Genomic DNA, 21,976 nt, shown 5'->3' on the forward strand with positions numbered 1-21,976 from the left:
TTCATAAGAAATAAGAAGTCATGAACCAATAAGCCGCATATTACACATATCACCAGGTTCTCGCCGGACCCGTATCGATATGCACAAAGTTGCTACGTGGATAATATCCTACACCACCCATCTTCATTTTTAACGCGGCTTTGCGAATATTACTCAAGTCTATGCCGGCAATATGGAAGTCCATCGCCTGCCCCAGCGTGTGATAGCTATGTTTCGCCACGCCGCTGCCGGGTTTACGCATGCTGTTATTAGTGGCCAAGGTGCGATAACCAGAAATGAGCTGGACCGGTTTATTGGTGCCCAACATCACTTGTAAACGATAGAGATGGTCAAATAAGGCGGGGTCAATACTCTTAACTTGCTCGGCACGGTAATCTCTGAACAAGTGGTTCAATCTTGCCAACTCATCCTTGTTGTAACGCTTTCCATCAAAAAACTCGGTTTTGAGGGTCTCACCGGTATTTATGTTGTTAACCACTAAAATACGCGGACGAGGAGTGGAAAGAGTGGCAAAAGCGCGTCCAGGAAGAAGTGCTATGCCCACAGCGGCACCGCCAAGTGCCAGCCATTTACGGCGATGTTTGTCGATTTGGTCCATGAACAGTTTATTACCCGATAAGAGAGTCAAAGTAGGCGCAAAATTGAGCCCTTCCGAACCTTAACCGCCTTATTTCAGTGAGTCAACTCGTTGTATAAAGCATAGCGGGAATAGTGTGGCCACTATTCCCGCTATCAGGCCAATTACTCTGACCGCTATCATTTTAGTTTTACTGCATTTATTGCAACAAAATTTCTGCCTGTGGCAAAATTTGCGCGCCAGATCTCACTGGGGAATCATAATTGTAAATATCTGTGCGGAATTGCGGCTTACCGTCCTCTGCAACCCATGCCGTCAAGTAAAACAGTTTTACTGGTATACGGTGACGAATAGGCACAAAGGTCGTATTCCCGCCCTGCAGCGTGGACGAGATACGCGTGTCATTCCAACCAGCATCCTGCAAGAGCATATTCGCCAGCTCAGACGCTTTATTCACACGGACACAACCTGAACTCAGAGCACGAATATCCTTCTGGAATAACCCGTGGTTAGGCGTGTCATGCAAATAGATGGCATCCGAGCTCGGCATATTAAATTTGTAACGTCCCAGCGAGTTGGTCGCCCCGGGTGCCTGACGAATTCGATACGGGAAATGATTCGGCGACACGACGCTCCAGTCAATCATCGTCGGGTCGATCACTTCCGCATCATTATTCCAGCCAGACAGCACGGTATAGCCATGTTTCTGGAAATAGCCGCTATCGCGCATCGCCTTAGGCACAATATCTTCCCGCACCAGCGTTGTCGGCACGTTCCACGGCGGGTTAACCACCACATTGTTCAACGCACTGCTCATTAACGGCGTTTTGCGACTTGGTCGGCCAACAATCACACGTGAAGACAAAACCTCGCTGCCGTTGAGGTAATAAGTCAGCTGATAGTTAGGAATATTCACCATAATGCCGGTATTCACATTACCCGGCAAAATACGCAGCCGCTGGATATTCAGCGCCAGCAGCGTCGCACGCAGGCGTGGCGAGGCGTTCAGCCATTCGCGAGTTCGGGTACCGATAATGCCATCGGCCTCAAGCCCCTGCCATTTCTGGAAGCGTTTTACCGCCTCGACCAGTTCTGGTGAGTACTGGTTATCGGCTACGGCAACCGGCGTCGGCGCTGCGGACTGCCCCGCTGGCGTCACCGATGGCAATACATCCGTCACCGAGGTTGCTGCCGGACTGACTACCGGGGATTGCTGAACTGATTTATCGGCAGTTTCATCAACCGACAGGTCATCATTCGCCGCGGCGCCCGGACCATCTTTGGCGATGGTTTCATCCGTAGGCTTTGGCGATTTGGCCTCAGCCGGGCTGGCGGTCATCATGCCGGTGCGACTGAGGATCTCGCGCAATGCCGGGATATCATCACTGATTTGCCCTGGCCGTAAACTGGCGGCGTTAGTGACCTGTGGCCATGGGTGGTTATCTGCCAGCATGGTTCTCAGCGCGGCGTGCATTTTGGCATACAGTGGATGCTGTGGCGTTAAGGTCGCCATATAACCTGCCGTGGTGCCCTTGCGCAGCGCCAACTGCCATTGATTGATCACTGTCAGCGGCGGCGTGGTCATTTTGTAAGGCGTGGCGCTATACAGCCAATTATCACCGTTCGCCTCGACGCCGCTCACAAATTGCAAATACCCCAGCATCGCATCAGACAGCACAATATCTCGCGCCATTCCGGTAACCTGCGGATCAGTTAGCCACTTTACCCACTGAGTGAACTGCGGTTGAATGCCCGAGAGGGCCAGCTCTGCTAATTGCTGCTGGAATTGATGGACGGTGTCCCTGTCTTCCCACATTGGCTGCATATGATTAGCGGCGTAAAGAGATGAAAGAGAGGATAGATAAAGCGGCTTAACCCCTTTTGGCAACTCAGCCTGCAGTTGGCTAAGGCTTTGGACGCTAGAAAGCGTCGCCGAACGCACCGAAAGTGTCGGCACTGCCGCGAATGCAGCCTGTAGCGGCGCTAATCCCAATGCGATAAGACAGCTGGCTGCCAGAAATCTGAGAGACCCTTGACTCGTAAACATCATCCCTTGCCTCCCTTAATATGCCCAAATCAAACCCGATAAATTCAAGCAAAAAACCCATGGTTTAAGTATATAAACATAATTCTTTTTTTGCGCGAGATCTCAACACAATAGCACCTCGCGTGCAGTGAAGACTCTAAGCTAGCACGAGGATGAAATAAAGTGCCGCCCAAGGATAATCTTTAAGCTAACTGCTACAAAAGATGTCTTTATGGGTGAAAAATCCACAACTTACCGAAAACGGCAACTTTCCCTTGCGATGGCTCCCCATAAAATTGCAAGTGTGAACTTTCTTAACCCCATAAACTCAAAGTAAATATTAGTTATCTTGGCTCAATAAAACGTTCATAATTAAGCTTGATTATTTAAAGGCCAAAAACTAGGATAGCCACTGATATTTTAACTAAATTATTTATATGAAAATTTTACTCATTAGACGCGATAATATTGGTGACCTGATTCTAACGACACCTCTCATTGCGAACCTTACTAAACACAAGGCAAATACTCTCGATTTACTGGTAAATACTTACAATAAGGATGTATTGGTAGGCAACCCTCACATCAGTAACGTTCATCTATATTGTAAGTCTCACCATAGAAAAGCCGGGCAAAGCCTACTAAGCGTTTACTTTCAAAGAATTAAAACCATTTTCGCCGTGCGCTCATCGCGCTACGATGTTGTCTTGATTGCTAGCACTGACAAACACTCTCTCAAATGGGCAAAGCTTTCCGGCGCAAAAAGAATAATCGCTATAGGAAATACCCCTAAGAAAGTGGTTACCGATTGCCTGCCGCATACAGAAGGCTTACATATTGTTGAATTACTCAATACATTATTAACACCTCTGGGTATTAATGAAGTTCCAGGGCCTCTCGAATTATACGTCTCTGAGAATGAAGTTAATCAGTGTGCTGAAAAATTCAAAATTATCAGAGATAAACCTATTTACGGTTTACAAATTAGCTCTCGAAAACCTAAACAGCGATGGCAGGCAGAGAAATTCATTGAATTGGCCCATCGTTTGGCGGCACGTGAAGATTGTAAATTGGTGCTTTTCTGGTCTCCTGGCGCAGAAGATAATCCTGAACACCCTGGTGATGACAACAAAGCCAAACAGGTGATTGAGGCCTGCGCCGATATTCCTTTAGTAGCGTTGCCGACCACCAACATCCGCGAGCTGATGGCAGCAATGTCACTTTGCGATCAAATTATTACCAGTGATGGTGGCGCACTGCACATTGCCGCGGGCGTACATAAACCCGTTGTTGCGTTGTACGGTAATAGTGACACCAAATACTGGGCTCCATGGCAAGTCCCTTGCGCCATCATCAAGGCTCCGTCAGAAGATGTCGGGCTGGTTGATGTGGACAATGTGTTTAGCCAATTCACTCAATTGCGTGAAAAAGTGTTGTCTATGGCCTGATAATCCATGGGTCATTAAATTAGGCTATCGCCTAAACGTAAAAAAGCCCCATAAACGGGGCTTTTTTTATGCGCAGAATCCAGCAGTTATCAGCCGTTTTCCACTTCAGCATCTACAGTGGCTGGTAGCTCGGCGGCGAAGCCGCGTAGACCCACCACGTGCACGTGTTCATGGTTGTTGAACACTTTACGCACCAGCTTATAGGTTGTGCCCTTCTCTGGACTGATGTTTTCAGGTGCGGCGATAATCAGCTGCATCTCAAGACGGTCGCAGAGTTCAAACAAGGTGGCGATAGATTTCGCATCTAGACGCGCCGCTTCATCGAGGAACAGCAGGCGGCAAGGCGAAATGTCTTTACCGCGCATGCGGCTCGACTCTTCTTCCCAGCTCTGCACCACCATCACCAGAATCGACATACCGGTACCGATAGCCTCACCGGTGGACAGCGCCCCGCTCTCCGCACGCAACCAGCCGTCAGAACCACGGTTAACCTCCACTTCCATTTCGAGATAGTTACGATAATCCAGTAACTCCTCGCCGATGGTTTGTGGCGTACGCTGGCCCATGTCGATCTGCGGATTCAGGCGCTGATAGAGTTTCGCCAGTGCTTCAGAGAAGGTTAGACGGTTGCTGCTAAACAGGTCCTGATGCTGATCTTGCTGCTCGGAGAGCACGTCCAGCAGGCCCGCATGTGCTTCGCGAACGTTAACGTTAAGACGCACACTCTTAACCTGACCGAAGGCCACGGCCTGTAGCCCTTGGTTGAGCATGCGAATACGGTTCTGCTCACGCTGAATGGTTTTGCGAATAATGTTCGCCACGCTCTTCGAGCTGATCGCCAGCTGCTGCTCACGCGCGGTCAGCTCTTCCGTCAGACGCCCCAGCTCGATTTCCATCTGTTCGATAGCTTCAACCGGGTCGTCGGTGCGAATAATATCCTGACGAATGCGCTCGCGCAGATGCTGATAGACCGCGATGTAGAACTGAATTTTGCGCTCAGGGCGTTTTGGATCTTCGGAAAGACGCAGAACGTCGCGCAAATGCTCGTTGTCAGCCACCGCCAGGCGCAGCGCGCCCAGTGATTTATCCGACATGGAACGCAGCTCGTCGCCGTCCATATAGGCCAGCTCGCGGCGGTGCAGACGACGCTCGACGCCATTGTCTTTCACCAAACGCATCACCGCACACCAACCCGCCTTCGCGGTGACCACGTGCTCGCGGCTCTGGTGATAATCACGCTCAAGCTTGCGCAGTTTCTTCTGCAAGTTATCCATTTCGGCTTCGCAGAAGGTGATCTGTTTTTCCAGCTGGTTACAGCGAGCGCGGTTGGTGCTCAGCGCGGCATGCAGCTCGTCACGACGGGTCTTGGCGCGGGCTTCGGCGTTAGCGTCAGCCTGCACGCCGATATCCTGCAGCTCTTGCCCCAGCTCTTTGAGCATATCGCGCTTAGCATCGAATGAGCTTTTCAGCGACGCCAACACTTGGTTGTACTGGGCGTACTGTGCCTGATGTTGACGCATCTGCTCACGGGCACGGGTACGCTCAGCCTCGGCATGTTCAAGGCGCTGACGCAGCTTGTCATTCAAATCAGAGTTTTCAGTCAGCATGCCCGCTGAATCGGTATAGCCGAAGTGCGCACGACGCTGAACCACTTCGGTCAGCGAGAAGGCCTGCTGCTTAGCCAATCGCTGCGCGTGCTGGGCCTGCGCGTAATCCTCTTTTAACTGGTCGTGCTGCTCAGGGTCACTTTGCAGCACAGAAACCAGCGGCTCCAGCTTGGTGAGAGACGCGCCGTGTTGCTGAATAAAGCGGGCAGAATCCTGCGCTTCTTCCAGCTCTTCACGGATCTCTTCAACCCGGTCGATCAGGGTTTCATCACACAGCAGGCCCACGCGCGGTAGCAGCTTGTTGAGCATGGCAACGGATTCTTTTGCCTGTTCATACTGCTGGCGCTGCTGCTGGTTGGCCCCTTCATGAGAGTTCAGGGCGCGCTCCAGCTCACCGCGACGCCCGCTGAGAGTGCGGATCTCGGCTTCCGGGTCGGCATCAAACGCCACCGCCAAGTGACTGCCGATGAAGCGACTGAAGGCCTGATGCACACGCTGAATCTTCTGTACGTCAAACGACAAGGTCGCATAACGCTCAGACAGAGTTTCGCGCTCTTTATGTAAAGTCTCGAGGCGATTCTCACGTGCCGCGCGGCCGAACAGAGGCACCTGCGGGAAGTGGGAATAACGCCACTGGCGGTCGCCGGTTTTGACCAGCACCGCGCCCTGCATCTCTTCGACGGCAAACACGCTGTCATCGAAGGACTGCGGGTCCCCTTCAATCAGATAAAGGTCTTCTGGGCAGTCGTCCAAGCCGTCAAGCTGGTCGCGGATCAGAGAGAGATCTGGCACCACGATGGCATGGCGGGAAGGCCCGTAAAGCGCGGAGAAATAAGGCGCGTCATCAATGGTAACGTCGTCATAAATCTCAGAAAGCAACACGCCGCCAAAACGCTCAGCCAGGGCAATCATGCGCGAATCTTCCGCACCGCTTGGCTGGCTAAGGCGCGTTATTTGCCCTTCAATGCGTTTTTTGCGCGAAGCCACTTCGTCGCGCTCAACCGTGGTTTCGCGCTCGCTTTCCAGCATCTGCTGCATGTACTCAGTAACCTGCTGGCTACTTTCCAGCGGCTCTTTGCTCTGCTCGCTCAGCTGGCTCAGCGCCTCTTGCGCCGCCAACCACACCGGTGCACGGGCGGTCAGCTCACGAATACGGGCCTGAACGCGCTCAAGCTCTTGGCGCATCTCCATGCGGCGCTCGCCGGCTTGGGAAACCACACCAGACAGCTCTTCAATCTGTACTTCCAGCTCGCGCTGAAGCTCGTCTAAATCTTCAGGATGAACATCCTGACCCGAACGTTTGCAGAACTCCTGCAATTGGCGCTCGGCGTCTTGCTGCTCGCGCAGGCGGCCTTCAAGCTCGGACAGGCGCATGCGCAGTGGCTCTACGCGCTCGGCCTGGTGCTGTTGAGAAGACCAGTCGCGCAACAGTTCACGCGCGGTTTGCCAGGCTTCGCTGCGGCTCACTTCACCGGCGATTTTCACCACCAGCTGATAGGCGTTTTCGAACTGGCTGTGCGCCGCGTCGGCCACGCTCATCTTCTGCTCGAGCATCAGCAGGATATCTGTGGCTTCCTGCTCTTTGCTTTGGAAGGTTTCCAGCCACTCTTCGCTGTTCTGGCTCGACAGGTCAGGGATTTGGCACAGCTCGCGCGCGCGCTCAAGGGCGTGCAGCGCCTGCTGGTACTGAATGGCGCGGGTTTGCTGCACGTCGAGCGCTTGCTGGTAATCCGCCAGCTGGCTCTTCAGCTCATCCACTTCAATCTCAGCGGCTTCGGCGCGGGCTTCGTGCTCGGCGTGCAGCTCGCTGGCTTCGGCCACCACTTCATTTTGTTCTTCGAGACGATAAGTCAGCTCTTCGAGGTCGCTCTCATAGCGCTCGATTTTTTCCTGCTGACGCATCGCCGTCTGCACCAGACTCAGGTGGTCACTGGCCGCCTGATAGTCAGTTTCTAAATCACTTTGCGAGCCGCTCTGCTCGGCCAACTCGCGGGCCATTTCAACATGGCGATACTGCTCGCTGGAGAGCTGTTTGCGGCTGGTCAGCAAGTCGTTGCGCAGCACCAAGGCACCGTCGAGATGAATGCGTCGCTCGTTGGCATGGCGCATATAGTCGGCGGCAACGTAAGAGGTGGCCTCGGAGATCAGGTGTTTGAACAGGTCGCGGTCGGACTGGGTAACGCGGATAGCTTCCAGCGTCATGCGGTTCTCGCGCAGGGCCGCTTCCATGTCTTGGAAGGCTTTGCGCACGCCGCTGTTTTCTGGCAACAGGTAGTCGCGCAGAGAGCGGGTGATGGCGCTGGAAATCCCGCCGTACAGCGAGGCTTCAATCAGGCGATAGAACTTGCTGCGATCGGACGCGGTGCGCAGACGGCGCGGGATCACGCCCAGATCGAACATCAGCGAGTGATAGTCAGTGATCGAGTTGAACTGCTTGAACTGCACCCCTTCCATCGCTTCGACGCTGTCTTTTAGCTCTTGCAGCGACAGCACGCGCGCCTGACGGTCGCCCACGGTCTGGGTCAAAATCTCTGTAGGCTGAATCGCAGTAGGGAGACCTTGAATGGTGAAAGGTTTGATATCCACTTTACGGTCACGGCCGGCAACCTGCTGCAAACGTACGCCGACGATCACCCGCTGATGGCGCGAGTTCACCACGTCGAGGGTGGAATAGCAGACACCGGCGCGCAGCTTGCCGTGCAGACCTTTATCACGAGAGCCGGAGGTCGCACCCGCTTCGGTGGTGTTACGGAAGTGCAGCAAGGTTAAGTCAGGGATCAGCGCCGTAACGAAGGCCGCCATGGTGGTCGATTTCCCCGCCCCGTTGCCGCCCGATAGCGTGGTAACCAAAGCATCAAGGTCAAAAGTACGCGCAAAGAAGCCGTTCCAGTTAACCAGCGTTAGTGAGCGAAATTTACCGCGTTCAATCATTCCTGTTCGTCCTCTGCGCTGTCATGCCCTTGTTCGGTTGGCGATTCGCTGTCTTCGTTTTCGTCATTCAGCGATAACGCGCTTTCAATTGGCATTGCTTCACCGTCGCGGATCATTCGCAACTGCGCTTCGCGGGCGTCATCGCCACTGCGTACATCTGCCCCGAAGCGGAACACGGCTTCGGTAATGCGGAATTTACTGCTGTCGGCACCCATAAACCACACCATGCCCAAGCGGCGCAGGCGGTTCAGCGAGGTTCTGACTTTCTCTTGCAGCTTCTGGCGATCAAGGTCAGAGCCGGTAGAACGCTGATTGACGTATTTCAGCAGCTTGCTTTCATCGGCAAGGCTGAGCAGCTCATCATAAAGTTCCTGCTGGGTGAAAATGCCTTCATGCGCCAGACGCTCCGGGCTGAGGTACAGATAGCAGAGAATTTTCCCTACCATCATGTCCAGCTCGGAAAGCACCGAACGCGGGATAAGCGTGGTGGAACGCGGGCGCAGGTAGAAGAAACCTTCCGGCGCGCGGATCAATTCAACGCTGTAGCGGCTATAAAACAGCTCGAGTTCTTCCTGATAGTCCATCAGGAAAGCGTGGTTATCCAATTCGTCAATGCCAATGTGACGGCCAGAACGCAGCTGACTGTCCAGAGCAGGAAATACGGAATTTGCCAACGCTTGCGCCAGCTTAGCTGGCATTATGTGTTCAATATTTGTCGATGACATGGGCCTGCACCTTGGCTCCGAAATCATTGATTGCCTGCCATTCGGCTGGCAACCCTGAAAAATCTGCTTCAGCCACACCAAGGCGTACAGCCTGGTCGACCACAATTCGCGCTACGTCAAAATGCCGCGCGCGCGGGTACTGTTCAAGGTAATCGCGCATCACGGTCCCCAGATTAAGCGGCGTCTTCTGTTGTTGATACACTTGCAGCGCTTGCTCAATCATTGCGGCAAGCTGCTCACGTATTTCACTAAATTCTTCATATTCCAGGTCCGGCGGAAGTTCACCGGTCACCTCTTCACTGCGCAGCGCCAGCTCTTCATCACGCATGTCCAGTAAACGCTCTGCATTCGCAAAGGTTAACGTCCACGGATTGTCGAAGTAATTTTGGACGGACTGGCGAAGACGCTGAGCAAAGACGCGGTTTTTATCCATATCGATCGCGGTACGAATAAATTTGTGAACATGACGGTCATAACCGATCCACAGGTCAATCGCTTGCTGGCCCCAGCTGGTAATGCGGTCAAGCTTGCTTTGCAAATCAAAGACTAACTTATCGACGAAGCTCAGTTCGCTTTCGCCCATGGTCGAGTCCTGAATCCGCAGTAAGTGCGCTTGCAGCAGGTCGCCCGCGGCCTCTAGCGTATCCTGTAATTCACGCAGCGTACCTGAGGTTTCGGACAGCAGCATTTCACAGCTGGAAATGGCCGCGCGCCAATCTTTGTTTAACAGCGCGGCGATATCGTCTTTCACGCCCTGCTGCTGCTCGTCCATGATGCGCTGCGTCATGTCGATACTGTCAAAAATCTCCGCCACGGAGTATTTCAATGGCGCGAAAACATTGCGATGCCAATGGAACTCATCACCGCCCTCTTCGGCGGCATCCGCGGCGCGCTTAAGCTCTTGGGCCACGATGGACAGCTGCATGGAGAGGCGCAGCGTCGAGAATTCACGTTGGCGAATATAGTAGTCGGTGATGCCAATGCCCAGCGGCGTTAAGCGATAAATGGCATTGCCGTCAGCCAGTTCACTGACAAAACGATTGAGTAAACGCTGACGCACCATGTCATTAATGGCGTTGTTGGCGCGCACGGTGACCGTTTCGTGAGTTTGCTCGAAGCCTTTGCTTACGTGGCGAAAAGCATCGACCAGCTCACCCTCACTCATTTCACCGTCCAGACGCTCACCGTTCAGTGTGGCGATTGCCAGCAGAAAGGCCAGACGTTCGGTAGGCAGAGAAATGGAGAAGTCATTTTTGCGCGCCCAGGCGACCAGTTCGGGTACAGTCTGGGAAAATTCACTCATGATTCGTCCTTCAGATTGGGTTTGTGCGCCATCACGTGGATGTAACGTCCCAAACTAACAAAAGGTTCCTGTCGGCAATAACGCTGTTCCAGCGCCAGAAGCTCGTCGAAATCCTGTTTATGTTGTTGCCGGTTACGCAAGTAATCATGGAAAACGCGAACACCGGTTTTGCCCGTGATCACCATCCCCAACGCATCAAGCCATGCATAAACTTGTTGAGGTTCCAGAGGATGATCCGGCAACAGCGAGCTTTTTTTAATTTTTGGCACGCCTGCTTCGACGTGACCGAAGTTACCCAAGATCATGTGACGCATCACCAGACCATGGATATTGTAAAACATTAGCGACAAGGCACCACCCGGCGCCAAACAATCGGTTAATGCCTGCAGCGCCTGTTGAGGTTCTGCCAGCCATTCAATCACCGCGTGAAACAATATCAGATCAACAGGCTGTTCCAAATGCTGAGCGACGTTCTGAGCAGGACATTGTACAAATTGCATGTTGTCGCTCACACCTTTTTCCTCGGCGGCCGCTTTGGCGCGGCGGATCATCTCACCAGAGAGATCGCACAACAAGACCTGATGTCCCAAAGCGGCGAGTTCGCACGCCATCTGCCCTTCGCCGCCCCCGGCATCCAGAATGCGCAGCGGCCTCTGGGGGAGCGTGGCGATCAGTTCGCGAAGATCTTGTCCCAGCACGGCCTGACGAATACGACCTTTGGTCGTACCGTAAATATTGCGTGAGAACTTTTCGGCGATATCGTCGAAATTACGATCCTGCATGAAATGATACCTGTTCCTGATAGCGCATTTTGTTGAATGAAATCATAACCGAAATACTGAGCATTGCGGGACGGCCGCGCCTGCTATTTTGGCACAGGCTGACGTAGAATAAATCATCCCAATGTGGATTCGTGCCTGGATGTCGTTTTTTCGCTCAAAAGGACCTATTTTCGATGCCATTTATTCTCAAAAAAGCCGTTGGAGGGCTGCTGCTCCCGCTACCCTTTTTATTAACGATCATGGCGGTAGCGCTGGTTTTACTGTGGTTTACTCGCTGGCAGAAAGCAGGAAAAGTCTGCTTTTTACTGAGTTGGCTCGCTCTGGCCCTTTTAAGCCTGCAACCTGTGGCTGATGCTTTGCTGCGGCCGCTAGAATCAACCTATCCCACTTACCGCGCCCATAGCGCGCAGCCGTTAAAATATGTGGTGGTGTTAGGCGGCGGGTACACTTATAACCCAGACTGGGCACCCAGTTCCAATTTGATCAATAACAGCCTGTCACGAGTAGCAGAAGGCATTCGGGTTTATCGGGAGAATCCGGGCTCGAAGATCATCTTTACCGGCGGAAGAGCGATAGGTAACTCCACCAGCGCGGCCGAAGTGGCGGCGAAAGTCGCCATCAGCCTCGGCGTGCCGCAGAGCGATATCATTATGCTTGATACTCCGCGAGATACCCACGAAGAGGCCGAGCAGGTGAAAATACACATTGGGCAACAGCCTATGGCGCTGGTGACCTCTGCCAATCACCTGCCGCGCGCCATGATTTTCTTCGAGCAGCAGGGTCTGCACCCTACGCCTGCTCCGGCCAATCAGCTGGCCATCGACTCGCCGCTCAATCCTTGGGAAAAAATATTGCCAAGCTCGCTGTTCTTAGGACACAGCGAACGAATTTGGTATGAAACTCTGGGGCGAATCTGGCAACGAATTGGCGGCAGTGGCGACTGACCTCAGTTAAGCCATGGAAGCAGCTGCTGTTTAGCGTGTTCAAACGCCGGGCGGTCCAGCTTGCCGGTGTGTAGCAAGTGGGAGACAGATTCCCACAGAAGATATAAACCGCGCCGGGCGAGGAAGCTTTCTGAGACCGGCGCACGCTGTAAATAGCGAAATAGCAGCTGCTCGCTCATCCCTTTCTCCCACAGTCGGAACAGCTCAAACTCCCTTGGCCCCCACAGCAGCGTGCCGGGGTTGATCATGGCTAAGAGCTGGTCGCTGCGCGGGTCTTTTAACAGACTGCGCAGTGAGAGGTTGCCGTGAAGCAGTACGGAATTATCATTAAAGTCAGCAAACAGGCTGGGCAGGCTGGCGCGAGAACGGAACAGCAAAGTGCGATCTTCCTGCGTCAGCTGCGCTGACTGCAAATGGCTGATGGAAGCCCAAAGTGCCTCAACGCGCTGCTGATACCACAGCGACCACTTATTGTCCTGCGTGCTATCCACCGTGCCCACGTGGCCATGGCTGTCAATGCGGTGCCACGCCAGCAGCCCTTCGATAATCTGCTCTATCAGCATCTCGCCGCGCTGCGGCGTGCGGGTCGGAGCTTCGGCAGAAACGCCTCGAAGGCGCTCGATCAGCAAGACTTCCTTAAAAGGCGATTGGCTGGTGGTAACTAAACCAAATACCGTCGGCACGCGCACCACGCCCTCGCGCGCCAGCATCGACAATTTATACGCCTCCTGGCTGGCAATGCCCGAGCAGACGTAACTTTTGGCCATTAGCGGCACGGCGTGCCCCTGCTCATCATAAATCGCATAGAGATGGGCATAAGGTTGCTCGCTAACGCATTCAAGGCGAGACAGGCGTTCGCCCAGCACAATACTTAATTCGGCTTTCAGCTGTTCCATGACGGTTACACAGTGAAGAAGTGATGAGGTTTATGATGAAAGCATTGCCCGACGATTTCTCGGTGGCAGATCAATGAAAGTCGCAGAATAAAAAACGGAATGCCCAATGACATTCCGTATCAGTATAGCGTTGCAAGGCGCAAAGCGGGGAAAGGCTAATTAGTGGGCCAGAAACTCGCGCACGCGCTGCAAATCTTCTGGCGTATCGACACCCACCGACGGCACTTCTTTCGCTACGGCCACGTGGATTTTTTCGCCGTACCACAGCACGCGCAGCTGCTCCAGAAGCTCGATATTCTCAAGCGGGCTTGGCGCCCAGTTGACATAGCGGCGAATGAAACCGGCGCGATAGGCATAAATGCCAATGTGGCGCAGGAACGTATCACCGACAGTCTCTCTGGATTTAGCAAAACGCTCGCGCTCCCACGGAATGGTTGCCCGCGAGAAATAGAGCGCGTAGCCGTTGACGTCCATCACCACTTTTACCGCGTTAGGGTTGAACGCCTCTTCTGCCGTTTCAATAGGCACCGCTAAAGTCGCCATGCCGGCTTCACAGGAGGCCAGATTATCAGCGACCTGCTTGATAATCACCGGCGGCACCAGAGGCTCGTCGCCCTGCACATTGACGATAATGTCCTCGTCGGAAAAGCCGTACAGTTCGATGACTTCGGCCAGACGCTCAGTGCCTGACTGGTGGTCAGCGCGGGTCATGCAAACTTCGCCGCCAGCTGCTTCTACTGCAGCAAAAACGTCAGGATGGTCGGTGGCGACGATAACGCGATCGGCACCGGACTCTTTCGCGCGTTCCATCACATGAACGACCATTGGCTTGCCGCCGATATCCGCCAGAGGTTTCCCCGGCAGGCGGCTGGAAGCAAAGCGGGCAGGAATGATGGCAATAAAACTCATGGATGCGTCTCGTCAGCAGAAAGCGCACGGGCTTCAGTTTCTAACAACACCGGAATGCCGTCGCGCACCGGATAAGCCAGTCCGTCCACTTTACAAATTAATTCTTGCGACTCTTTATTGAAATAAAGCTTACCGGTACAGACAGGGCAAGCAACAATTTCGAGTAAACGATGATCCATACATTCTCCCGGGGCATGTGAATTGCACGCTTGAAGGCCAAGCAGCTGCAATAATGCGTGTTTTGACAAACCTCTACGGTGGCAAAGAATACCATAACCCTTCCGCCAAGGTTAATCTGACATCGGCAATATAGGCTGCCTAGTGGGATAAATCGCCAAGAGGCCGAAACAGAGATTGATAAAAGCCGGAGGTCGGCGTAGTATTTTTTTGTGACACAAGTCACATTAAATTTCTACTGACGAGCACTGAAATGAAACTGATCCACAAAATCATCGCGATGTTTGCCAACTACAGCAACTAAGGCTGTTTTGACATTCTCACCCAGCGAAAAACGGCTGCCAATGGCAGCCGATTGTTTATTTGAGCAATGACCAGCCCGCTTCCCAGTGCAGCCGCAACGCTTCTGGTACCTTCCCTATCAGCACCCGATCAGCCTCGTGCCATAAGGCAAAACGACTGACGGCATCAGTGATATCTTTGATGCGTCTTGGGCTCAGTTTAGTACCACTCTCAAGGTGCAAGGTTTTCACTTCAAAGGTTTTCTCTTTGCGATGCATCTTGGCGTCCACGCGCCCGATCAGCTCTCCGCGATTCAAAATAGGCAACGTGAAATAGCCATATTGCCGCTTCGGCTCCGGCGTGTAACATTCCAGTCGGTAATCAAAATTAAATAGCGCCAGCGCCCGTTTTCTATCCCATACCACGGGGTCGAATGGCGAAAGCAGCGCGGTAACCGTCGAGCTAATTTTGCCGTTAATGGCTTGTTCCAGCAGGGAAAACTGACTCTGATGCACATAGAACAGGCCATCCAGCCCTTTTACATTGACCGGCCTGACCTCACCACTTTCTAACCAGCGGGATATCACCTCCTGCGCTTTAATGCGTTTTAGGCGATAATAATCTGCCAGCCACTCAGGTTTGAATAAGCCCAGACTTTGCGCCGACCGGCGCAGCATGATCTCTTCGGCATCCTGCTGTGACAGAGCCTGGGTGGCATCATTCCAGCCGGGCATCACGCGCTCTGCGAGGTCGTAAACGCGATGAAAACTGCGACGCTCCACCACCATCAGCTTGCCTGAGGTAAACAGCGTCTCCAGATGCCGCTTGTGCGGCTTCCAGTCCCACCAGCCGGTAGCTGAACGCTTCTCTCCGGCGAAATCCGCCGAACGCACCGGGCCATTTTCCGCAATATGGCTGAGGATGCCGTCAATGTCTTCCTGATGCTTTTCGACCCACTCGGTTGAGTATTTCCACCCCATTTTCTCAGGCTGAAGCATGCGGTGGCGTAGCAAAGCGTAATCTTCGATGGGGATAAAACAGGCTTCGTGAGCCCAATACTCAAACAGTTTACCCGACGCCAGTGCGTCTTCCAGCCACTCCTGCGGATAGTGCCCGAGGCGGCTAAAAAGCACTAAATATGGGCTGCGGGCGACCACGCTAATGGTATCAATTTGCAGCAAACCCATCTGAGTAATGGCTGTGAGGAGATCGTCCCGTTGGGGCTTGCGCTTGAGTGGGTGTTGAAGTTGTTGAGCAGCGAGGTGCAAAGTGCGGGCGGCAGAGAGAGATATAACCGGGTGAGACATATCGGTATCCGTTGATGAAAGCATTACAGATACCGATAACACATTTTGACCTGAGCGTAAATTTACGCGCCAAGGTCTGGGGGACAGGTCAAACTTAGAACGCGATCACATCGGCTGCTGACGGACCGTGAGCCACGCTGCGGTAGGTGGTGAACTCTACGCGCTGCCCAGCATTCAAAGATTTATTGCCTGTATTAGCAATAGAGGCGCGCTGAACATAAATTTCAGACGTACCGTCGAGAGGGCAAATAAAACCATAGCCTTTAGCTTGGTTGTACCATTTAACTAAACCCATTTTTAACATCATAATTGTAGATCCTTTATTTTGGGCATCCATGAACACGCTTTTTATTATTGTTCGGATGCGCTTGCCCACTCTAAAGTTATTTTTTTATAAAAACCTCTAATGAGCGATTGTGAAATAATTTATTAGTTTTTTTCGCCTTAGGGTTCAGCATCTTAATTCTTTGATTAAGATTTTCTGCCATAAAACGTTTAGGGCCAATCGAGTAGATTGATTACTTATGGGGAGGTACTTAGAAGGTTCGACTTGAAGAGGAATCGTTTTATCAAAGATAACGTCTTGGGAGGAACTGCTAGATTGTAAACTCGGACATAAATAGCTCTGCATCACAGGCCGGACTGCATTTACTCACAACTCAAATGTAATAGCAACACCTATAAATTAAATAAATATTTAAAACGCCAACATTGAATTATATTCCATATAAATCAGCTCATTAGCTGGGAATTTTACTATTTTTTTAATTTGAAGAAATGTAAACAAGGCCTGCCCTGAGAAGCAATAGGCTATTTTTTCGCAATAACTTGGTCGATTTTTGCCAACAGGCGGGCTGTATCAGCCTCGGAAACGTGGGCATTAACTGGCAAATACCACCAATTTGGCTGGGCAAAACTTCTGCATTTGACAGCGTCTTTTTCCGTCATCAATAGAGTTTGTTCAGCACCGAGCAGAGCACTCAGTTGCTCGGATTGGTAATCTTGATGATCGGCAAAGGCGAACTCGGCTTGGGTGGTTACTTGAAGGTTTTTCAGCGTGGCGAAGAAGCGCGGAGGGTGCCCAATACCCGCCATGGCAACAACCTGTGGCAAAGAGGTGGCATCGCGCTGTTCACCCGTTAGCAAGTTGACGGCCATTCCCGGCTGCAAGTGCATGGCGATTTCGCCCGGCTCGCTCTGTCCGCCATTGGTGATAACGGCGTCAACAGAACGCAGGCGCGATGCTCTTTCGCGCATTGGCCCGGCGGGTAACCACCAGCCGTTGCCGAAACGACGTATGCCATCAACCACCACAATTTCTAAATCACGCTGCAAAGCGTAATGCTGCAGGCCGTCGTCGGTGACAATCACGTCGAGCTGATGATTCTTGAGCAGCGCTTTTACCGCATCGGATCGAACTGGGGATACCGCCACCGGGGCGCCGGTGCGCTGATAAATCAGCACAGGCTCATCGCCCGCTTCGGCCGTTTGGGTATTTGCATCAAGCACCAACGGATAAGTCTCTGACTTACCGCCGTAGCCGCGAGAAACTACGCCTGCGTGTAAACCCTGACGCTGTAACAGTTCAATCAACCAAATCACCACCGGCGTTTTCCCATTGCCACCGGCAGTGAGATTACCGACCACGATAATCGGGACAGGCGAGCGCCAACTCTTTTTCCACCCCTTTCTATAGCAGAGCCGTAACCCGCAGGTTATCAACCCGTACAGCCATGAAAGAGGCAGTAATAGTAGATAAAGTGGCGACTTACCTGACCAGATTCGCTCTATCATTGGCCAAACTGCATCCGGTGCAACTGGGCATAAGCGCCGCGCATCTCAAGCAGCTCGGCGTGGGAACCGCGTTCAACCACTCGGCCATCTTCAATTACCAGAATTTCATCGGCTTTTTCAATGGTTGAGAGACGGTGCGCAATCACCAGCGAAGTACGGTTCTTTTGCAGCTCGTCAAGCGCGGCTTGAATCGCACGCTCTGACTCCGTATCCAGCGCCGAGGTTGCTTCATCGAGGATCAGCACCGGCGAGTCCCGCAGCAGAGCACGGGCAATAGCAATACGCTGGCGCTGGCCGCCAGACAGCAGCACGCCGTTCTCGCCAATTACCGTATCGAGACCGTTATCCATTTTATTAATGAAGTCCATGGCATAGGCCATTTTGGCGGCTTTCTCAATCTCTTCGCGGCTGAAGACGTCGGTGCGCGCATAGGCAATGTTATTAGCAATGGTATCGTTAAAGAGGTGGACATTTTGCGATACCAAAGCCACCTGATTACGCAGCGATGACAGCGTGTATTCACGCAAATCATGGCCATCCATCAGGATTTGGCCTTCCTGAATGTCATAGAAACGCGTCATCAGGCTGGCAATGGTCGATTTACCCGAGCCAGAACGCCCTACCAGAGCAACAGTACGGCCCGCAGGGATGGTGAAAGCCACATCGCGCAGCGCTGGCGCATCGCGCCCAGGATAGGTAAAGGTGACGTTTTTGAATTCAATATCGCCTTTGGCGCGCTCAACGACGCGTTTACCTTCATCCTTTTCCTGCTCCATATCGAGGATAGAGAACAGCGTCTGGCAAGCTGCCATACCGCGCTGGAATTGGGCATTAACGTTGGTCAGTGATTTCAACGGGCGCATTAAAGCGATCATGGAAGAGAACACGACAGTGATAGTACCGGCGCTCAGTGTTTCCATCACAGACGGGAAGCTGGCTGCATAAAGAACAAATGCCAGCGCCAGAGAGGCGATAAGCTGAATAATCGGGTCAGAAATCGATGATGCCGACACCAAACGCATACCCTGCTGACGCATGCGGTTGCTGACAGAATCGAAACGCTCAGTTTCCACTTTCTGCCCGCCAAAGATCAGCACTTCTTTATGACCTTTGAGCATCTGCTCGGCGCTGGTTGTAACATGACCCATGGTGTTCTGCATGTTTTTGCTGATATCGCGAAAACGCTTTGAAACCAGACGGATAACAATCGAGACAACCGGCGCAATCACCACCAAAATGATCGAAAGCTGCCAGCTGTAGTAGAACATCATGATGAACAGGCCAATAATCGATGCCCCTTCGCGCACTACTGTTACCAGCGCGCTTGAAGAAGAAGAGGCAACCTGCTCGGAATCATAAGTAATACGTGACAGCAATGTGCCCGTCGATTGTTGGTCAAAGAAGGCGACCGGCATGCCCATCATGTGGCCAAACAGACGGCGACGCATCTGCATCACCACTTTGCCCGATACCCATGAAATGCAGTAGCTAGAAACATAGCCACTGATCCCTCGCACAATCATTAATGCGATTACCGCCAGCGGCATCCAAAGCAAGATAGAGCGATCGGCTTTGCCAAAACCATCATCCAGCAGAGGTTTCAACAGAGACAGCATGAAGGTGTCACTGGCGGCGTTCGCCACCAGCGCAACAGCCGCCGCGATAAGCCCTGCTTTGAAAGGGGTAATCATCGGCCAAAGGCGGCGGAATGTCTGCCAGGTGGAGAGATCTTTATCATTCATAATGCATTATTAACCAGCAGCGAAAGAAACAGCGGCCCATTCTACTCATTATCACCTGATACGCCAAACCGACGATGATACCAACGAGGAAATATTTGCTCTCTGAATCCTTCCACGCGCCAATATTTGTCATAAAAATGAACAGATAACTGGCCTGAGCGTGAGGTATCGCGCCAGGCTAGTCTGGCATTTCGATACCTTGCCATCACTTTTTGCGCGGGGAGATGCCACTTATTGAAGCGAGATGAGGAAGAAATCGCCAGTTCCGGTGCGACAGCGCGCAAAAACGGCGGTGTTGATGACGTATTGCTGCCATGATGAGGAACCTGCAACACCGTCTAGCCTAAGGCCCCGCGATATCTTGAAACAATTTTGCGTTCAGCGCCTGATTCGATATCTCCGGTCAGTAAAACACTGAAATTCCCATCACTGACCCTCACGACGCAGCTGTCATCATTGCCGGACATGATTCCCGCCCTTTCCGGCCAAAGCGCAGCAAAGGACAGCCCTTGCCACTCCCAAGTAATACCAGCATGGCAAGGCAGTGGTGAACCTATCACGCTTTCCCTTAGAGTCGCCGAAGGAAATGCCCGCATTATGGCGTCTAAACCACCGCGATGGTCGGCGTGAGCATGGCTAATAATGATCTGTTCAAGCTGAATATTGCGCCATCTGATCAAGGGTAGAATATTCATCTCGGCCGCCGAACCCGTCTCCCAGCGGTTCCCAGTATCATATAACACCCCCTTGCCGTTTTTGCTGATCAACATGGCAAGGCCATGGCCGACATCCACCATGTCCACACGCCAATTCTCTCCATCCGTCCTGTAGAACCAGACCATTAGCACCGAGGCCAGGCCTATTACGGTGGCGGGGAAAATCCTAAGCCACCCCAGGCGCCAGACAATCACACTCCCCCACCCTGCCAAAGTGAGTGCGACGGCTGGCTCACTTAAATAGAACCAGCCACCTGAGAATCTCTGCACGCCCCAAAATACCAGCGACAAGCTCTGGTCTGCCATTAACCACATTTTCTCTGTAACAAGGGCTGGCAGTGCACCTGAGCAAATTACGCCTAGCAGTACCAAGGGCACGGTAAATAGCGAAACGATAGGCACGGCCCACATATTCGCGGCGAAAGAAGAGAGATTGACGCCGTGGAACAGGCCGACTTGGAGAGGTAGCAGCAAAATCGTCATTCCCAGCTGCAAATGGGCCCAGCGCACCGCAGCCCAGCGCCATGAGTGCCCTACTCGCTGCGGTAAAGGCGCCCACTGAAACCAGAAGATCAGGGCCGCCACCGCGAAACAGGAGAGCCAGAAGCTATCCGAAAGAATACTCATCGGGTCGCTAATCACTATTAGCGCGACGCACCACAGCCATATTTGCCACGGATGGCATTTAACTCGCATGAATCGCAATAGCAGCCATAGTGAAAGCGCCACGGCGGCCCTCACGGCGGGGGCGTTACCTCCTGCCAACCAGGTGTAGGTCAGCAGGAATAACTCGCTGGCGATGAGTGGGAAGCGATAATCGATATATTTAATCGGTAATAAGAATTGCAGCGCTCGCGCCAACACATAGCCAAACCAGGCCGCTATGCCGATGTGCAGCCCTGAGATAGCAATCAGATGAGCAATGCCTGTTCGCTGCATCAGCATTTTGTCTTCGGCTTTTATCAGCCCCTTCTCGCCAAAGGCTAAAGCCATTAGCACCGCGCTGTTCCCCAAGGGAGTGATAACCTGTTGCACGTGGGAAATTAGACGCTGGCGCAGACTGCATTCGGGGCTGATGAGCGTTCTGCTGCTGATCCTGCCAGTTAAAGGCCAGCGGTTGGCTAATGCCCAGCGCTGGCTATCGAACCCACCCTCATTTAGCAGGGCGTGGACTGGGCGTAAATTGACGCTTAGCTGCCACTTTTGGCCAGCGCAGAAGTTACCCTCCCCCTCCCAACGACTGCGAAAATAAATCGGAGGAAAGAGTAACTCCCCGTCGACTCTTTCGATTTTAAAGATGACTAACTGACTACCTGATTGATGCAAATTTATCGTTTTTAGCTCGGCAATCACCTCTTTCTTGCCCAGACTCAGGCTCTCGGTTTGCTTAAGTAAATAGTGTCCATTGTGCGTCCCCCACAGCAGGCTCAGCAAAATAATGGCGACAAGTAGCGACAATCTACGGTTAATCCTCCCACCGCCTATCACGCCAAGGGCCATGAAAAGACAGGCATAGAAGCCCGGCAGTTGGGGAAGAAAAATCAGTGGCAGCATTCCGGCGATCGCAGCCAGCGCTATCTCATCCATTGAGATTTTGATGTGGCGTCCTTACTGCATTAGTTGGCGAGAGATAAAAACTCGTTGCTGTTTTTTCCAGCAAAATAGGTTGGCGGAAGTATGGTTTTGCGGGATGGGGAGAACAAGAGGCAGAGAGGAAGGATGCGAGACGTCACGCAATTGTGGAGCGAGATGAGCAAAAATAAAAAAAAACGGTGTCTTAAAAAGACACCGTTTTTGGTTCGCTATAGGC

The 21,976-nt window shown here is 52.6% G+C and carries 16 protein-coding genes; 2 read left to right on the forward strand and 14 right to left on the reverse strand.

Annotation, left to right across the window (positions count from 1 at the left end; all coding sequences use genetic code 11):
- Positions 1-49 precede the first annotated feature (49 nt).
- Positions 50-598, reverse strand: a complete 549-nt coding sequence (locus ACT3RT_RS07210; RefSeq protein ID WP_353501560.1) for a peptidoglycan L,D-endopeptidase MepK — start codon at positions 596-598, stop codon at positions 50-52.
- Between the two features lie 178 nt (positions 599-776).
- Positions 777-2,627, reverse strand: coding sequence for a L,D-transpeptidase (gene ldtD, locus ACT3RT_RS07215; protein WP_496199681.1), 1,851 nt, complete (start codon positions 2,625-2,627; stop codon positions 777-779).
- Positions 2,628-3,040: 413 nt separating this feature from the next.
- Between ldtD and ACT3RT_RS07220 the strand changes: the two genes are divergently transcribed.
- Complete coding sequence (locus ACT3RT_RS07220) at positions 3,041-4,051, forward strand: glycosyltransferase family 9 protein (protein WP_353501558.1); 1,011 nt, start codon at positions 3,041-3,043, stop codon at positions 4,049-4,051.
- A gap of 89 nt (positions 4,052-4,140) precedes the next feature.
- Here the strand turns inward: ACT3RT_RS07220 and mukB are convergent, their stop codons facing one another.
- From mukB to cmoM, 4 genes are read right to left on the reverse strand one after another with little or no spacing between them, the layout of a single operon-like run.
- Positions 4,141-8,589: a chromosome partition protein MukB gene (gene mukB / locus ACT3RT_RS07225; protein WP_353501557.1), complete on the reverse strand. Its 4,449-nt coding sequence runs from the start codon at positions 8,587-8,589 to the stop codon at positions 4,141-4,143.
- Positions 8,586-9,314 (reverse strand): chromosome partition protein MukE, encoded by a 729-nt coding sequence (gene mukE / locus ACT3RT_RS07230; RefSeq protein WP_034789231.1) that lies wholly within the window; start codon positions 9,312-9,314, stop codon positions 8,586-8,588. The genes mukB and mukE overlap by 4 nt, the downstream gene beginning before the upstream one ends.
- Complete coding sequence (gene mukF / locus ACT3RT_RS07235; protein WP_034789221.1) at positions 9,295-10,617, reverse strand: chromosome partition protein MukF; 1,323 nt, start codon at positions 10,615-10,617, stop codon at positions 9,295-9,297. The genes mukE and mukF overlap by 20 nt, the downstream gene beginning before the upstream one ends.
- Complete coding sequence (gene cmoM / locus ACT3RT_RS07240; protein WP_353501556.1) at positions 10,614-11,399, reverse strand: tRNA uridine 5-oxyacetic acid(34) methyltransferase CmoM; 786 nt, start codon at positions 11,397-11,399, stop codon at positions 10,614-10,616. The genes mukF and cmoM overlap by 4 nt, the downstream gene beginning before the upstream one ends.
- Before the next feature lie 173 nt (positions 11,400-11,572).
- On the opposite strand from cmoM, the gene elyC reads away from it, so the two are divergent.
- Positions 11,573-12,343, forward strand: a complete 771-nt coding sequence (gene elyC / locus ACT3RT_RS07245; RefSeq protein WP_496202744.1) for an envelope biogenesis factor ElyC — start codon at positions 11,573-11,575, stop codon at positions 12,341-12,343.
- A 2-nt stretch (positions 12,344-12,345) separates the two neighbouring features.
- On the opposite strand, the gene ACT3RT_RS07250 is transcribed toward elyC, so the two are convergent.
- The 8 genes from ACT3RT_RS07250 to ACT3RT_RS07285 form a co-directional block, all read right to left on the reverse strand.
- Positions 12,346-13,239, reverse strand: a complete 894-nt coding sequence (locus ACT3RT_RS07250; RefSeq protein ID WP_396132012.1) for a YcbJ family phosphotransferase — start codon at positions 13,237-13,239, stop codon at positions 12,346-12,348.
- A gap of 159 nt (positions 13,240-13,398) precedes the next feature.
- Entirely contained in the window at positions 13,399-14,148 is a 750-nt protein-coding gene (gene kdsB, locus ACT3RT_RS07255) for a 3-deoxy-manno-octulosonate cytidylyltransferase (protein WP_353501553.1), read from the reverse strand.
- A complete protein-coding gene (locus tag ACT3RT_RS07260) occupies positions 14,145-14,327 on the reverse strand; it encodes a Trm112 family protein (protein WP_034789208.1) in 183 nt (60 codons plus the stop codon). The genes kdsB and ACT3RT_RS07260 overlap by 4 nt, the downstream gene beginning before the upstream one ends.
- A 357-nt stretch (positions 14,328-14,684) precedes the next feature.
- Positions 14,685-15,914 (reverse strand): winged helix-turn-helix domain-containing protein, encoded by a 1,230-nt coding sequence (locus ACT3RT_RS07265; protein WP_485902672.1) that lies wholly within the window; start codon positions 15,912-15,914, stop codon positions 14,685-14,687.
- 94 nt (positions 15,915-16,008) lie between these two features.
- A complete protein-coding gene (locus ACT3RT_RS07270) occupies positions 16,009-16,221 on the reverse strand; it encodes a cold-shock protein (protein WP_441656179.1) in 213 nt (70 codons plus the stop codon).
- Between the two features lie 503 nt (positions 16,222-16,724).
- Positions 16,725-17,708 carry a tetraacyldisaccharide 4'-kinase gene (gene lpxK / locus ACT3RT_RS07275; protein WP_353501551.1) on the reverse strand — a complete coding sequence of 328 codons (984 nt, stop codon included), beginning with the start codon at positions 17,706-17,708 and terminating at the stop codon, positions 16,725-16,727.
- Positions 17,705-19,453, reverse strand: coding sequence for a lipid A ABC transporter ATP-binding protein/permease MsbA (gene msbA, locus ACT3RT_RS07280; protein ID WP_353503933.1), 1,749 nt, complete (start codon positions 19,451-19,453; stop codon positions 17,705-17,707). The genes lpxK and msbA overlap by 4 nt, the downstream gene beginning before the upstream one ends.
- A 335-nt stretch (positions 19,454-19,788) precedes the next feature.
- Positions 19,789-21,720 carry a DNA internalization-related competence protein ComEC/Rec2 gene (locus tag ACT3RT_RS07285; protein ID WP_496202745.1) on the reverse strand — a complete coding sequence of 644 codons (1,932 nt, stop codon included), beginning with the start codon at positions 21,718-21,720 and terminating at the stop codon, positions 19,789-19,791.
- Positions 21,721-21,976 lie beyond the last annotated feature (256 nt).

The organism is Ewingella sp. AOP9-I1-14 (genome assembly GCF_052375995.1).
In the GTDB taxonomy this organism is placed as follows: Bacteria; Pseudomonadota; Gammaproteobacteria; order Enterobacterales; family Enterobacteriaceae; genus Ewingella; species Ewingella allii.